The organism is Paenibacillus violae (assembly GCF_032461945.1).
In the GTDB taxonomy this organism is placed as follows: Bacteria; Bacillota; Bacilli; order Paenibacillales; family NBRC-103111; genus Paenibacillus_E; species Paenibacillus_E violae.
Genome location: NZ_JAWCUD010000005.1, coordinates 291,789 through 306,453, shown reverse-complemented (window position 1 = coordinate 306,453; position 14,665 = coordinate 291,789). Strand labels below are relative to the sequence as shown.

15 protein-coding genes are annotated in these 14,665 nt (G+C 52.7%); 1 reads left to right on the top strand and 14 read right to left on the bottom strand.

Going from position 1 to position 14,665, the window contains the following annotated elements:
- Positions 1 to 2: 2 nt before the first annotated feature.
- The 3 genes from hutU to RQP52_RS17270 form a co-directional block, all read right to left on the bottom strand.
- On the bottom strand, positions 3 to 1,676 hold the full coding sequence (hutU, locus tag RQP52_RS17280) for a urocanate hydratase (protein ID WP_379172918.1): 1,674 nt from the start codon (positions 1,674 to 1,676) through the stop codon (positions 3 to 5).
- Between the two features lie 19 nt (positions 1,677 to 1,695).
- Complete coding sequence (gene hutH / locus RQP52_RS17275) at positions 1,696 to 3,267, bottom strand: histidine ammonia-lyase (protein ID WP_315953123.1); 1,572 nt, start codon at positions 3,265 to 3,267, stop codon at positions 1,696 to 1,698.
- Between the two features lie 240 nt (positions 3,268 to 3,507).
- Complete coding sequence (locus tag RQP52_RS17270; protein ID WP_315953031.1) at positions 3,508 to 4,359, bottom strand: sugar phosphate isomerase/epimerase family protein; 852 nt, start codon at positions 4,357 to 4,359, stop codon at positions 3,508 to 3,510.
- A gap of 156 nt (positions 4,360 to 4,515) precedes the next feature.
- Here RQP52_RS17270 and RQP52_RS17265 point away from each other — a divergent pair, with 156 nt between their 5' ends.
- Positions 4,516 to 5,367: an AraC family transcriptional regulator gene (locus tag RQP52_RS17265; RefSeq protein ID WP_315953030.1), complete on the top strand. Its 852-nt coding sequence runs from the start codon at positions 4,516 to 4,518 to the stop codon at positions 5,365 to 5,367.
- A gap of 355 nt (positions 5,368 to 5,722) precedes the next feature.
- Here the strand turns inward: RQP52_RS17265 and RQP52_RS17260 are convergent, their stop codons facing one another.
- The 11 genes from RQP52_RS17260 to RQP52_RS17210 form a co-directional block, all read right to left on the bottom strand.
- On the bottom strand, positions 5,723 to 5,851 hold the full coding sequence (locus RQP52_RS17260; RefSeq protein WP_315953029.1) for a hypothetical protein: 129 nt from the start codon (positions 5,849 to 5,851) through the stop codon (positions 5,723 to 5,725).
- Between the two features lie 10 nt (positions 5,852 to 5,861).
- Positions 5,862 to 6,071: a hypothetical protein gene (locus RQP52_RS17255; RefSeq protein WP_315953028.1), complete on the bottom strand. Its 210-nt coding sequence runs from the start codon at positions 6,069 to 6,071 to the stop codon at positions 5,862 to 5,864.
- A gap of 312 nt (positions 6,072 to 6,383) precedes the next feature.
- The gene (locus RQP52_RS17250) at positions 6,384 to 7,499 is read right to left on the bottom strand and encodes an aminopeptidase (protein WP_315953027.1); all 1,116 of its coding nucleotides are present in this window, start codon (positions 7,497 to 7,499) and stop codon (positions 6,384 to 6,386) included.
- 15 nt (positions 7,500 to 7,514) lie between these two features.
- Positions 7,515 to 8,117 carry an ArsR/SmtB family transcription factor gene (locus RQP52_RS17245; RefSeq protein ID WP_315953026.1) on the bottom strand — a complete coding sequence of 201 codons (603 nt, stop codon included), beginning with the start codon at positions 8,115 to 8,117 and terminating at the stop codon, positions 7,515 to 7,517.
- Between the two features lie 288 nt (positions 8,118 to 8,405).
- The gene (gene thiC / locus RQP52_RS17240; protein WP_315953025.1) at positions 8,406 to 10,193 is read right to left on the bottom strand and encodes a phosphomethylpyrimidine synthase ThiC; all 1,788 of its coding nucleotides are present in this window, start codon (positions 10,191 to 10,193) and stop codon (positions 8,406 to 8,408) included.
- A 22-nt stretch (positions 10,194 to 10,215) separates the two neighbouring features.
- Entirely contained in the window at positions 10,216 to 10,881 is a 666-nt protein-coding gene (gene thiE / locus RQP52_RS17235) for a thiamine phosphate synthase (protein ID WP_315953024.1), read from the bottom strand.
- A complete protein-coding gene (gene thiD, locus RQP52_RS17230) occupies positions 10,878 to 11,747 on the bottom strand; it encodes a bifunctional hydroxymethylpyrimidine kinase/phosphomethylpyrimidine kinase (protein WP_315953023.1) in 870 nt (289 codons plus the stop codon). Before thiD ends, thiE begins: the two co-directional genes overlap by 4 nt.
- A gap of 40 nt (positions 11,748 to 11,787) precedes the next feature.
- The gene (locus tag RQP52_RS17225) at positions 11,788 to 12,555 is read right to left on the bottom strand and encodes a thiazole synthase (protein ID WP_315953022.1); all 768 of its coding nucleotides are present in this window, start codon (positions 12,553 to 12,555) and stop codon (positions 11,788 to 11,790) included.
- Positions 12,556 to 12,561: 6 nt separating this feature from the next.
- Entirely contained in the window at positions 12,562 to 12,765 is a 204-nt protein-coding gene (gene thiS / locus RQP52_RS17220; protein WP_127458742.1) for a sulfur carrier protein ThiS, read from the bottom strand.
- Complete coding sequence (gene thiO, locus RQP52_RS17215) at positions 12,749 to 13,936, bottom strand: glycine oxidase ThiO (RefSeq protein ID WP_315953021.1); 1,188 nt, start codon at positions 13,934 to 13,936, stop codon at positions 12,749 to 12,751. Before thiO ends, thiS begins: the two co-directional genes overlap by 17 nt.
- Entirely contained in the window at positions 13,920 to 14,564 is a 645-nt protein-coding gene (locus tag RQP52_RS17210; RefSeq protein ID WP_315953020.1) for a DUF561 domain-containing protein, read from the bottom strand. Before RQP52_RS17210 ends, thiO begins: the two co-directional genes overlap by 17 nt.
- Positions 14,565 to 14,665: the final 101 nt, after the last annotated feature.

Genomic DNA, 14,665 nt, shown 5'->3' with positions numbered 1-14,665 from the left:
TCCTAATCCTGCTCACGCATCGGGATGCGAATGCCGTGTTTCTCCGCCGTTTCGACCGCTTCGTCATACCCGGCATCCACATGGCGGATAACGCCCATGCCAGGGTCTGAGGTCAGCACACTGCGCAGCCTCTCCGCCGCTGCATCCGTTCCATCCGCCACCACGACCATGCCTGCGTGAAGCGAATAACCCATGCCTACGCCGCCGCCATGGTGAATAGAAACCCATGAGGCGCCTGCTGACGTATTGATTAAAGCATTCAATATCGCCCAATCGCCAACGGCATCAGAGCCGTCCTTCATCGCTTCCGTTTCCCGATTCGGCGAGGCGACAGAGCCGCAATCCAGATGATCGCGGCCGATAACAATCGGCGCCTTCAGCTCTCCGCTGCGGACCATCTCGTTAAGCGCGAGCCCGAATTTCTCGCGCTCGCCATAACCCAGCCAGCAGATCCGCGCCGGCAGCCCTTGGAAGGCGACGCGTTCGTCCGCCATTTTAATCCAACGATGCAGGTGGGCATTGTCCGGGAAGAGGCGCAGCACGAGCTCATCGGTTTTGCGAATGTCCTCCGGATCGCCGGAAAGCGCGGCCCAACGGAACGGCCCTTTGCCCTCACAGAACAGCGGTCGGATATACGCAGGAACAAAACCTGGGAAATCAAACGCATTTACGACACCTTGATCGAACGCAACCTGACGAATGTTGTTGCCATAGTCGAATACAATGGCTCCCTTCTTTTGTAGATCAAGCATCGCTTGCACATGCACGGCCATACTGCTTTTGGAAAGCTGTACGTACGTTTCCGGGTCGCGCTGCCGGAGTTCCGCCGCTTCCTCCAGCGTCATCCCGGCCGGGATATATCCGATTAGCGGGTCATGCGCCGAAGTCTGATCCGTTACAAAATGCGGCTTAATCCCACGCCGCACAAATTCCGGATACACCTCTGACGCATTGCCCAGAAGTCCGATGGCGAGCGGCTTCCCGGCTGCCATTGCTTTCTCGGCGAGGAGAAGCGCTTCATCCAATGTTTCAGCGAACACATCGCAATAGCGGGTTTGAATGCGACGCTCGATCCGGCTGCGATCGACTTCAACGGCGATGACGACGCCCTCATTCATCGTGACCGCTAGGGGCTGTGCACCGCCCATACCGCCAAGACCGGCTGTCAGGGTCAGCGTGCCTTGCAGCGTACCTCCTGCATGCTGTCTGGCCGCTTCAGCGAACGTTTCGTAGGTGCCTTGCAGAATACCCTGCGTACCGATGTAAATCCAACTACCCGCTGTCATTTGGCCGTACATCATCAGTCCCTTTGCTTCCAGCTCGCGGAAATGCTCCCAATTGGCCCATTTGGGCACGAGCACCGAGTTGGACAGCAGGACACGGGGAGCCCGTTCATGCGTTTTGAAAACACCTACCGGCTTACCCGACTGAATGAGCAAAGTTTCATCGTTGTCCAAACGCTGGAGCTCACGAACAATGGCGTCAAACGCCGGCCAATTTCGTGCTGCTTTGCCGATACCACCATAAACCACAAGATCCTCCGGGCGCTCTGCGACCTCAGGGTCCAGATTGTTCATCAGCATACGCATCGCCGCTTCCTGCACCCAGCCTTTGCATGATAAGTCTGTGCCTCGAGGGGCGCGGATGACTCTTTTTCCATGGTTCATATTCGTCATATCAGCATCTCCTTTGATTTTAAAATAACGAACCGGTAACAGCCTCAACGGCTCGCAGCCATTCGCCTTCCAGCAGCGCAGCAGCGACTTCCTCAATCTCACGAGAGGTTGAGCGATCCTCAATCACGGGCGGGACGACCGCTCGCAGTTTGTCGTAAAGCACGCGAGTGGCTGGGGCAAGACCCTCCGCCCCGATGAATTCAGCGGCTTCAGCTGCACAGATAAGCTCGATCGCCAGCACCTTCGACACATTGTCGATCACTTGGGCCGCATGACGCGCTGCCGTTGTCCCCATCGACACATGGTCCTCCTGGTTTGCCGAAGACGGGATGGAATCAACGCTGGAAGGGTGAGCCAGCACTTTATTCTCTGAAACGAGCGATGCGCTGACATACTGTGTAATCATCATGCCGGAGCCGACACCGGGGTTATGACTGAGAAAAGCAGGCAGTCCGCCGGATAACGCCGGATTCACCAGCCGCTCCGTGCGGCGCTCGGAAATGTTCGCAAGCTCGCTCATGCCGATTTTCAGAAAATCCATTGCAAAAGCAATCGGCTGCCCGTGGAAATTGCCTCCAGAGATCACAAGTCCTTTATCCACGAATAATAAAGGATTATCTGTCGCTGAATTAATCTCTATGGCGATCTTATCTCCCGCATAACCAAGAACTTGGCGCGTCGCACCATGAACCTGCGGCAAGCAGCGCAAGGAATAGGCGTCTTGCACGCGGATCTCGCCTTGGCGCGTCGTCAGCTTGCTGCCTTGCAGTAGCGTGCGCAGATTGACCGCTACCCCGATCTGCTCCGGATAAGGACGAACGCGCTGCACTTCGTCAGCATAAGCGTCCGGGATACCGCGCAAGCACTCCACCGTCATCGCAGCGATGACATCCGCGATCCGTGCGAGGTGCTCTGCCTTGACGAACGCTAACGTGCCGATCGAGGCCATAATCTGCGTGCCGTTGATCAAGGCAAGCCCTTCTTTCGCCTGAAGCGTAATCGGCTTCAGCCCTGCTTTGGCAAGCGCTAGAGCGCCCGGCAGACGCTGCCCTTGGTAGATGGCCTCGCCTTCGCCCATCAGCACGAGCGCCAGATGAGACAGCGGCGCCAAGTCTCCGCTTGCGCCAAGCGAGCCTTGCTCCGGCACAATCGGATGCACGCCGCCATTGATGCAATCGACCAGCAGCTGCAGCGTTTCCGGCCGGATGCCGGAGTGCCCTTTGGCCAGCGCGTTTGCGCGCAGCAGCATCAGCGCCCGCACGGTTGGTTCCGGCAGCGGCCTGCCCACCGCGCAAGCATGGCTGCGGATCAGATTAAGCTGCAGCTGCACAGCATCCTGCGGGGAAATGCGTACATCGCTGAATTTCCCGAAGCCAGTCGTGACACCATATACCACTTGGCCTGTCGCAACAAGCTCCTCCACCATAGCGCGGCACTTCACCACGCGCTTCATCGCTTCATCCTCCAGTGCCACAGGCACTTCGTCATAAGCAACCGCTGCCACTAATGCCGGCGTTAATTGCTCACCATCTAATTTCACTGGAGGTTTACCTCCTCCGTCATCCTGCTGTTGCTTTTCTTTATATATCATCGCCATATCTATTCAGACTCCTTTCTCGCTTTAACAAAAGAAAGGGACCGTACGGAAGATGTTCTCTTCCATACGGTCCCTTTTTTTAAAAAAGAGGGTTTTATGCGATTGTCCGGTATCCTGCTCCAGCCGATCCCTCATCGCGCTCACTCACTTTTTGAATTGTTTTGTTATACCTTACCTTATTGTCACACGGGGGTTCGCAGACTGTCAATATGGCTTATTGCCCAAATGCTGGACTTAACCTAACCATTCTTTCACTTTGGAAGAGAAATTGTTTAGCATTTCTTGCGAGCCGTATTGACCGCTGAAATCTTCGATTCCAAGGTAGCCGTCGTACCCAACTGCTTTCAAATCGACCAGCAGCTGTTTCCAGTTCACGATACCCGCGTCAATCGGTGCCCACTCGCTTTTCCAAAGCTTAATGCCGTCTTGCATTTCACCTGTAGGTACCCATTGCGCATTTTTCACATGCACATGTGCCAGGTATGGCCCTAGCAGCTCAAGACCCATGCGGTAGTTCTCGAAACCTTCGTGCACCATGTTGCCTGCATCATGCAGCACGCCGATGTGGTCTGGATTGAACTGCGAAACCAGGCGGTGAGACAGCCCTGCGCTTGGAGTAATCGTATTATGGTGGATTTCAGCCAACGCCTTGATGCCATATTGCTGCGAAAACTCTTGCACGTGGTGCAAATAGTCCGTAGCTTTTGCAAACAGGTCGTTATAGTTTACACTTTTATCATAATTAGGAACTCCGCAACGGATGAAAGAAGCTCCTACTTTTTTCGCGGCTTTAAATACACGCTCAGTTTCATCCACATTGCAGTCATTCAAATAAGGGGTAACACTTAAATTTACCAGGTTATTGTTAACAGCAATAAGTCTGAAACGCTCCAATTCTTCATCGGAAGCACTTGGATCAATGGAGCAAAGATTGTTACGCCAGAAAGATGGCTTCTCGTTGGCCAACTCCGCTGGAGTATCTTTAAAACGCCATTCAATCCCTTCAATACCTGCTGCTGTTGCCGCCTTGGCCAGCTCCTCAGGTGTTAAGTCAGGTGTTGCTACTGTAAAAATAGACAATTTCATATTGAATCCTCCTTAGAGTATCGATCATCGTTGTAAGTAGAATAGCTTGTTTGTTTAACTCTTCTTTATTTTGCAGTATAATAAAAACGTATTCATTGCATTAATTGGGCAAAAGTTTGCTAATATTGACTCCAGTTTAATAGAGGAGAACCTCTCATGCAGGATCTATACCAAAATCTTCATCAGTTGATCAATTTCCGCCATACCTTGACGAATGAGCCGCGGCCGATGGATTTTCATCAGCATCAGGATCAATATGAAATCTATTTTTTTCTAACCGGGGATGTCCACTATTTTATCGAAAAACAGGTCTATCATTTGCAGTATGGCGATCTGTTAATCATGCACAGCAACGAGCTTCACAGGCCTAATTTCCAATCGAAAAAACAGCGTTATGAGAACTGCGTCATCCACTTTAACCCTGCGCTGCTCGCAAACCTGAATTCTTCGCAGTTTGATTTGCTGCACTGCTTCAATAACCGCAAGTTCGGCGAACAAAACCGGATGCGTCTGAATCCCCAGCAAATTGATGACTTCTTGAAAATATTCGAGCGCATGGAGCTGTACACGCGCCCTCAGGCGTTGCCTGGATCGGACATTTTATTTGTGGCCGCTTTTACCGAGCTGCTTGTGTTTATCAACCGGATTTTCCTCAATCAAGGCAAACAAGATGATCAGGTCATGATCCCTGACAAGCTGTCCTCCCTTTTTACGTATATTGACGAAAATCTGGATCAGGATCTGTCGCTCGAAGTGCTGGAGCATGTGGTGTTTATGAATCGCTCCTATCTTTGCCGATTATTTAAAAAACATACGGGCAGCACCATTCATGAGCATATTCTATTTAAGCGCATTAACAAAGCGAAGCAGCTGCTCCGCGAAGGCTCTACGGTCACGGATACGTGCCAGTTGGCCGGCTTCAACGACTACTCCAACTTCATCCGCACCTTCAAAAAAGCGGTCGGCCTTCCCCCGCGCCAGTACCAGGCGCAGCAGCGCCGGGGCTGATTGCGCACGCAGCGCCCGTCATAGACGGGCGCTGTTTTTATGCACTTTTGCTCATGTTCGTTCCACGCGTATCTGCTGCTTTAACGCTGAAAAACACTCTTATAGTAGCTAGTTTCCTCGTCATATCTGCGTTAACGTTGTTTAACAACGTTAACTTCTCAACTCACAACCATTTCACGCGCATCTGCCACTTTAACGCTGAAAAACACTCTTACAGTAGCTAGTTTCTTCAGCATGCCTGCGTTAACGTTGTTTAACAACGTTAATTCCGACGTACACTTCCGTTCCACGCGCATCTGCCGCTTTAACGCTGAAAAACATCCTTACAGTAGCTAGTTTCCTCAGCATGCCTGCGTTAACGTTGTTTAACAACGTTAACTCTTCTGTACACTTCCGTTTCACGCGTATCTGCCGCTTTAACGCTGAAAAACACTCTTACAGTAGCTAGTTTCTTCAGCATGCCTGCGTTAACGTTGTTTAACAACGTTAACTCCTCAACTCACAACCACTTCACGCACCTCTGCCACTTTAACGTTGAAAAACATCCTTACAGTAGCTAGTTTCTTCAGCATGCCTGCGTTAACGTTGTTTAACAACGTTAACTCTTCCGCACACATCCGCTCCACACGCATTTGCCACTTTAACGTTGAAAACATCCTTACAGCAGCTAGTTTCTTCGCCATATTCCACGAAATTTGCTCCAATCAGGTGCCTCTGCTGAATTACATGGAAAGTATACCCTTATTTCGCGCTATTCTGTGGCAGGGAACGAAATAACTGTAGGAACTATCGCTAAATTGTCTGTAGCAACTCAAAATCACCATATTAGCTGAAATGAGTGGTAGTAATTCCAGTTAATTGCACAAAAGTGGCAGCTAACGCACGAAAAATAACAGGAGTATTCGGCGCTAACCATCCACAGTACCTTCGCACGCATCCATTGCCGCCACCAAACAAAACAAAAAGCCCCCCATCCCCGCACATCGTGCAGGATCTAGAGGAGCTCATCACTCAACTTATTTCAAATTTTCCGGGTTCAACTGCAAAAGCTCAGGCAGAACGAAAATGCCGTCCTTGCGAATCAGCACATCGTCGAACCAAATCTCGCCGCCGCCGTATTCCGGACGTTGGATGTTCACGATATCCCAGTGCAGCGAAGACTTGTTGCCATTGTAAGCATCGTCGTAGCAGTTGCCTGGCGTGAAGTGGAAGCTGCCGTCGATTTTCTCATCGAACAACGTATCCTTCATTGGATGCTGGATGTACGGGTTCACGCCGATCGCGAATTCCCCAACATAGCGGGCACCTTCATCCATATCGAAAATCTCATTAATGCGATCCGTATCGTTCGCCGTAGCTTTAATGATTTTCCCATTTTCAAACTCAAGCACGATGTTCTCGAAAATAAAGCCATCATGCGGGGTAGGCGTATTGAAGGAAATAACGCCGTTCACGGAATCACGAACCGGTGCGGAATAAACTTCGCCATCCGGAATGTTCAATTCGCCGTCGCATTTCACGCCGCCAATTCCTTTGATCGAGAACGTCAAATCCGTTCCAGGACCCACCAGACGCACTTTATCCGTGCGATCCATCAGATCTTTCAGCGCGTCCATCGCTTTGGACATTTTGCCGTAATCCATCGTACAAACGTTGAAGTAGAACTCTTCAAAAGCATCAGTGCTCATGCTGGCCAGCTGCGCCATGGAAGATGTCGGGTAACGAAGAACGACCCATCTTGTATCCTTTATACGAACATCAAAGTGAACTTGTTGATAGTAAATGGAATTGTAAAGCTTCATCCGGTCCGCAGGGATATCCGATAGCTCGTAAATGTTAGCCCCGCCGCGTACGCCAATGTAGCCTTGCATTTTTTTCATTTGGAAAGCATCCACATCCGCCCAAGTTTGCATTTGAGCTTCTGTTCCTTCCATAACAAGCTGGCGAATGACCGCATGGTCCCGCACGTTAACATAAGGATGAGCGCCGGCTGCGTGAACCTTTTTCACGAGTTCTTTGACAAGCGCGTTATCGATACCATAAGCTTCGATCAAAATATTTTCGCCAGGCTGCGCTTTAACCGAGTAATTCACAAGCACATCAGCCAGTTTCGTTAATCTTGGATCTAACATGTCTATCTCTCTCCTCTACTTCTCTACTTCATCCACTGGGTCAAAAGACGGCTCATTCGTCTGAAAGCCGACTGTCGTCAAGTAAAACCATTCCCCGTTCTCTTCTTGCTGAGAATCGAGTTCAAAAATAAGAGCGCGAAACTTTCTAAGCCATTCCGCATATTTTTCTTTGCTCATTTTGACTTCGACCTGCGTCATAATGATTGGCCAATGCGCACGGTCAGCAGATGGAATTTGGAACGCCTCTTCAGGGGCATTAATCGCTCTGCGTCTGGCACGCGCAAGCACGCTCAAGGTTCTCTCACGGTAGTAGTTCTCTACCTCGGAAACATAGGGGAGCAGCGCTTCACTAGGCACGAAGCCACGCGCGACGGCTCGGTAAAACTTCTGAACGATACCATTTTTAAGTTCCGTACGTATCACCGAAATCAATCCATGCTTTTCGAGCTCATTCAAATGATAATGTACTTTGGCACGCGCCATTCCTAATAGTTTAGCCAATTGTTGGCCGGTATACGCTTTCTCGATGAGATAAAGCAGCACCTTGGCGCGCAGTGGATCACTTATCGTTTTTAATTGTTCTAACTCTTCAATAATATAGACCGGTTGCAGCTTCATCCTGGATTCGACCTCCCTCTCCTGTACCAATTTTGCCGTGTAAACAAGCGTCTGTTGGTCAACTCTTAATCTCTTACGAGATTAATTAAACGACGGTCAAATCTTTTTAACCGTATCATAATGCGAAAAGGAAATCATGTCAATTGCCGTTTCTGCAATGTTCATCGACATCCCCCTCACTTAAATGTTTCAACGCGTTAACGAATTACCGAAGTTAAGCTTTATTCTCTATGGTAGCAAAAAGGGACGTTTCTGTCACCAAGAAAGGCGCAAAACGTCCCATAATTTTTAACTATAAATTTGGTTTCCCGCTTTACGGAACTCATTAGACTTTTCCAGCATCCCACTGCTCACCGCAGACGCTTCATCCAGCCCCCGCGCATGCGCGTACTGCCTGATATCCTGCGTGATTCTCATGGAGCAGAACTTCGGTCCACACATGGAGCAAAAGTGTGCTGTTTTGGCGCCCTCAGCCGGCAGCGTCTCATCGTGATACTCGATCGCTCGCTCCGGATCGAGCGAGAGATTGAACTGATCGCGCCAACGGAACTCAAAGCGCGCCTTCGACAGGGCGTTATCGCGAATTTGCGCGCCCGGGTGCCCTTTGGCAAGATCGGCGGCATGCGCAGCGATCTTGTAGGTGACGACCCCAACGCGGACGTCCTCTTTGTTCGGGAGGCCGAGATGCTCCTTCGGCGTCACATAACACAGCATCGCCGTGCCGAACCAACCGATCATCGCCGCACCAATCGCGGAGGTGATGTGGTCGTAACCCGGCGCAATGTCCGTCGTCAGCGGTCCTAGCGTGTAGAATGGCGCTTCATCGCAGACTTCCAGCTGACGGTCCATGTTTTCCTTGATCATGTGCATCGGCACATGACCCGGCCCTTCAATCATCACTTGGACGTCGTGGCGCCAAGCGATTTTGGTCAGTTCGCCGAGCGTATCCAACTCGGCGAATTGCGCTTCGTCGTTCGCATCCGCGATCGAACCGGGACGCAGCCCGTCGCCGAGCGAGAACGCGACATCGTAGGCTTTCATAATTTCGCATATCTCTTCAAAATGCGTATATAGAAAGTTCTCTTGGTGATGCGCCAAGCACCATGCGGCCATAATGGATCCCCCGCGAGACACGATCCCCGTTACGCGCTGAGCGGTCATAGGAATGTAACGCAGCAGCACGCCTGCATGAATCGTGAAGTAGCTGACCCCTTGCTCCGCCTGCTCAATCAGCGTATCCCGATACACTTCCCATGAGAGGTCTTCGGCCTTGCCGTTTACTTTCTCAAGCGCTTGGTACAAAGGCACCGTACCTACTGGAACCGGTGAATTGCGAATGATCCACTCGCGTGTTGTATGTATGTTTTTGCCTGTCGACAAATCCATGATCGTATCTGCGCCCCAACGGGTGGCCCACGTCATTTTCTCCACCTCTTCCTCAATGGAAGAAGCGACCGCGGAGTTTCCGATGTTCGCATTGATTTTCACCAGAAAGTTGCGTCCGATGATCATTGGCTCGCTTTCCGGGTGATTAATATTAGAAGGAATAATGGCCCGGCCCAGCGCGACTTCTTTCCGCACAAACTCGCTATCCAGATTCTCCCGAATCGCAATGTACTCCATCTCGGGCGTTATGATGCCTTTGCGGGCATAGTGCATCTGGGTTACGTTACAGCCCGGCTTAGCTCGAAGGGGCCTTCGATTTAATCCCGGGAATACCTCCGCAGCTCCTCTTGCATCCGGCGAGGAAAGTCCGTTGTCTTCCGGCTTTACTTCACGTCCCTCATAAGCTTCTACGTCCCCGCGTTCTTCTATCCATGGCAAGCGATTAGCCGGCAGCCCTTGTCGAATATCGGTATTTCTTTCCGTATCCGTATAAATACCGCTTGTATCATAAACATGTACAGGCTCATTCGCTACTTCGTCGCCGTGAATATTCGTGGAAGTCCCGAGCGAAATTTCCCTCACGGGTACTTGGATATCCGGTCTGGACCCTTGTAGATACACCTTTTTGCTGCCAGGAAATGTAGACACTTGAACGTTTTTCACGGGGCTGCTGTTATTGCTTGTTGTCACATCATGACCTCCTTTTAATGGGTTATTGTATAAATGAACTCGGCATCTTTAAAATGTGATCCAGCTCCGACGCCGCTTCCTGCGGGGAGCGCGCGCCGGCGATCGCGCTCACAACCGCCACGCCATCCGCCCCTGCGCGGATGACGGGCAAGGCATTCGTGGCATCGATGCCCCCGATGCCAACCAAAGGCAGCCGGATGCCGCCTTCGCGCATCCGGGCAATCATGGCAGGCCCCCGGACCTCACGCGCATCGAGCTTCGTGCGCGTGGCGTATTGGGGGCCTACGCCCAGGTAGTCGGCGCCTTCGGCCAGCGCCGACTGCGCCTCCCCCAGATCGTGGGCCGACACGCCCACGATCATATGCTTCAGCCGCTGCCGCACGGCGGCGGCTGGGGCGTCCTCTTGGCCGATGTGAAGCCCATCGGCCTCCAGCTCTAGAGCAAGCCTTTCATCGTCGTTGACGATGAAAGGGATCCGGTGCTGCGCGCATAAACGGCGCAGCCGGGCGCCCAGCTCGAGCAGCGCCGGCCCTTCCAGGGCCCCGGCGCCTTTCTCGCGGAGCTGAAACATCGTGATGCCGCCGGCAATCGCCGCCTCCAGCACCGCATAAGGATCAGCCCCTCCACAGTTCGGGCTGCCCATCACCAAATACAACCGAAGCGCTTTGCGCAGTTCTTCACTAGTCATCGGGTACCTCCAGCGTAAACATCATGACTCACAATAATCGCGTTGGAGGATGCAGTGCTCTCCTGCTTTTGCCCCCGTTGGTACGCCCAATGGTTCGTTGGTCCATGGCCGCTTCCGATATATAGCGGTTCAGCAATAGCGGCTTGGATGAAGTTTTTGGCCAAATGCAAAGATTCAGCAGCTGGCAGACCCTGCGCAAGTCCGGAAGTGATAGCCGCAGCAAATGTGCAGCCAGTACCGTGTGTATGCGGTGTATGTAAACGTCGGGACGAATACTCTGTAAACGACTTCCCATCATAGAGCAGATCCGTAGCATAAACGGAGTCCGCTTCATGACCGCCTTTGATCATCACATGCTGACAGCCGTATGCGTGAATTTTTCTTGCTGCTTGCTGACGCGACTCGCTATCCGTGATCGATATCCCGCTAAGCGCCTCCGCTTCCGGAATGTTTGGTGTGACCACGTCAGCCAGCGGCAGCAAGTATTTAATCATGGCGTCTATCGCCTCTTGTTGAAGCAAAGAAGCGCCACCTTTGGCGATCATGACAGGATCGACGACAACCCGCTCCCATTTGTAGCTTTTTATCGCTGCAGCTACGATTTGGATGATTTCAGACGAGAATAACATCCCGGTTTTGAGTGCATCCGGTCGCAAATCGGCTCCGATGGACGCTAGCTGCTGTTCCACTGCCTGAGCGCTCATTGGAAACACGCCTTGAACGCCTAACGTGTTCTGCGCGGTCACGGCCGTAATCACCGACATACCGTAGACGCCCAGCTCTTGGAACGTCTTTAAATCGGCCTGGATTCCTGCTCCCCCTCCGCTATCGGAACCGGCGATTGTCAGAGCTTTATATATGGCCATCTGGGCTCCCCCTTTCAGAATTAGTTACAATCAGCCCCTCCTAAACCCGGCTAAAACCATCCATCGGGCTGCTCGCCGAAGCATAACGTTTCTTCGGAATTCGACCTGCTTCGAAGCCGGCGCGTCCCGCTTCAATAGCGAGCTTCATGGCATACGCCATTTTGACCGGATCCTTGGCACCCGAAACCGCTGTGTTCAGCAGCACACCATCTGCGCCCATCTCCATCGCCAGCGCTGCGTCCGAAGGAGCGCCTATACCGGCATCGACGATGACCGGCACCGTTGCTTGCTCAATAATGAAGCTCAGGTTGAGGGGATTGATAATGCCTTGCCCTGTGCCAATTGGTGAAGCTCCCGGCATGATGGCATGCACCCCAAGCGCTTGAAGGCGTTTAGCCAACAACACGTCATCCGACGTATACGGCAGTACGATGAAGCCCTCTTCCAGCAGCATCTCCGACGCCTTTAATGTTTCGACGGGGTCTGGCAGCAGCGTCATCTCATCGCCAATCACTTCTACCTTAATCATGTCGCAAAGACCGGACGCCTTCGCCAATTTGGCGATGCGCACCGCTTCTTCCGCTGTTTTGGCCCCTGCCGTGTTCGGGAGCAGCGTGAAGTTCGACACATCCAGCATGGATAAGAAATTCGGCTGGCTCGCCTCAAAAATGTTCATCCGCCGCACCGCAAACGTCAAAATCTGCGATTCGCTCACATCCACAGCCTGCTTTTGAATATCGAAATTCGGGAATTTGCCTGTGCCTAACAATAATCTTGAACGAAATTCATATGGACCGATTTTTAACATGGTTAATTATCCCCCTCCAACAAAATGAACGATTTCGATTTTATGTCCTTCCGATAACTCCGTTTTCACATGATCTTCTTTTTGTAAAATGTTCTGATTATGCTCGACAACGAGCATTTTCTCCTGCAGCTCAAAATGGGCTAGCAGCTCTTCAATCGTACGAATCGCATCCGGAACCTCGACGCTTTGGCCGTTAATGTGCAGCTTCAATGCTTTGCAGCTCCTCTCCTTGTTGTCGCCCGCCTTCCATCCGCTTGGACGTTCCCGACAGATCAGGGCAGAATGCGTCCAAATTGAGCTGCAAACTGCCCGCGTCCTCGCCTGATACGAGCTGAGCGATGATCTTCCCTGTGATCGGGCTGAGTAAAATCCCGTTGCGGTAATGCCCGCAGGCCGCAAATAAGCCCTCATACATCGGGACTTTGCCGATGTACGGCATGCCGTCTAGCGTCTGCGGACGCAGGCCTGACCACGCTTTTTCCCACTCGGCATCGCCGATTGCGGGCATTAATTGCTTCGCTCTCTCCATCAGCTCTGCGAGCCCTGTCAGTGACACCTTGCGGTCATAGCTGTTCGGCACAACCGTCGCGCCGACGAGCAGCCGTCCTCCCGCTTTGGGGACAATATAGCACCCTGGCGTGAACAGGGTCTTCTGCAGCTCGCGCTTCTCCGTGAGTACTGAGAAGCACTCCCCCTTCACGGGATACACCGGCAGGTCGATCCCGCTGCCGGCGAGGAACTGGCCGCTCCACGTCCCGGCCGCCACAACAACGTGCTCGCTATACAGCGGCCCCTCGCTCGTCATTACGCCGACGACGCGATCGCGCTCCGTCAGCAGCCCTTGCACGTGGGCGAATTCCTGCAGCTTCGCCCCGAGCACCCGCGCCGCCTGCGCGAATGCCGCCGCTAGCTGCGGCGCCTCGACCTGCCCATCCTCGGGCAGGTACAGAGCTCCGCGCGTCGCCTTGCTCAGCGCGGGTTCGAGTGCTGCGGCTGCGGCTGCGCTCAGCCACTCCGCTCTTTCACCCGCTGCGCGCTGGAGCTTCTCCCTCGCGCGCAGTTCTTGTTCTTGAGCGTCGCTGAGCGCGACGTTCAAGAGCCCTTCACGGACGAGACCGATGTCGATGCCCGTGAGGCTCCTCAGTTCCCCGCTCAGTTCGGGGAACATTGCTCTGCTTTGCCGGGCCCACTGGAACAGGGGCCCGGTGTCCTCCATCTCGGACTGCGCTCCGAGCATGCCGGCTGCGGCCGCCGAGGCCTCCGTCCCAAGCCTGCTGCGCTCCAGCAGCGTGACGGACTGGCCTCGCTTCGCCAAGTGATAGGCGATCGATGCGCCTATCACGCCTCCGCCAACGATGATAACGTCACTCGTATGCTTCAAGTCTCTCACCTCTTGTTTTTTCTTGCTGCAACTCTCGGATGTACGCTTTTACGCTTTCCACGGGGTCATCCGCCTCCCAGATGCCGCTCATCACTGCGATGCCGGAAGCTCCTGCAACCAGCACAGACCTTACTCTTGCAGGTGTTATGCCACCGATAGCGATGACTGGAATCGTGACCTGCCGGGAAACATTCCCCAGTTGTTCTAGCCCTCTTGGCTCAACCCCCAGCTTTGAACCCGTTGCAAAAATATGCCCATACAAGACATAATCCGCCCCTTCGCTCTCACGTTTTACAGCTTCCTCCGTGCTATGTACGGAGACTCCTGTGCGATGCGCACTTTGGTAGCTCTCCTTTATCGTCAGCAGCTGCGGAAAGCTTTCGGGAAGGTGCAAACCGCCAAGCCCTGCAGCAGTTGCCATCCAGGGGTAGCCGTTGATGCAGAGGGTTTGCGCAGGTATACCTTGTTCCAACAAATACTGTACGCCCATAAAAACTTCATCCATCGGCTTATTTTTCTCGCGGATATGAATGGCTGTGACATAAGGATGGATCTGGATTGCAATGGCAGCCATCTCCTTCCATGCCAACTTGCCATTCGATATCACATGCAGCTCGCGCTCGGACATGGAAGTCCGCCTCCTCACTTTTTGAACCGATGTATCGATAGGCAATGCAGCCTGGAGCGGCAATCAAGACGCAAAAAAACCACTTTTCCTAAGAAAAGTGG

Coding starts and splice junctions, on each gene's coding strand:
- hutU (WP_379172918.1), bottom strand. CDS start 1,676: ATGACGAATATGAACCATGGAAAAAGAGTCATCCGCGCCCCTCGAGGC.
- hutH (WP_315953123.1), bottom strand. CDS start 3,267: ATGATATATAAAGAAAAGCAACAGCAGGATGACGGAGGAGGTAAACCT.
- RQP52_RS17270 (WP_315953031.1), bottom strand. CDS start 4,359: ATGAAATTGTCTATTTTTACAGTAGCAACACCTGACTTAACACCTGAG.
- RQP52_RS17265 (WP_315953030.1), top strand. CDS start 4,516: ATGCAGGATCTATACCAAAATCTTCATCAGTTGATCAATTTCCGCCAT.
- RQP52_RS17250 (WP_315953027.1), bottom strand. CDS start 7,499: ATGTTAGATCCAAGATTAACGAAACTGGCTGATGTGCTTGTGAATTAC.
- RQP52_RS17245 (WP_315953026.1), bottom strand. CDS start 8,117: ATGAAGCTGCAACCGGTCTATATTATTGAAGAGTTAGAACAATTAAAA.
- thiE (WP_315953024.1), bottom strand. CDS start 10,881: ATGACTAGTGAAGAACTGCGCAAAGCGCTTCGGTTGTATTTGGTGATG.
- thiD (WP_315953023.1), bottom strand. CDS start 11,747: ATGGCCATATATAAAGCTCTGACAATCGCCGGTTCCGATAGCGGAGGG.
- RQP52_RS17225 (WP_315953022.1), bottom strand. CDS start 12,555: ATGTTAAAAATCGGTCCATATGAATTTCGTTCAAGATTATTGTTAGGC.
- RQP52_RS17210 (WP_315953020.1), bottom strand. CDS start 14,564: ATGTCCGAGCGCGAGCTGCATGTGATATCGAATGGCAAGTTGGCATGG.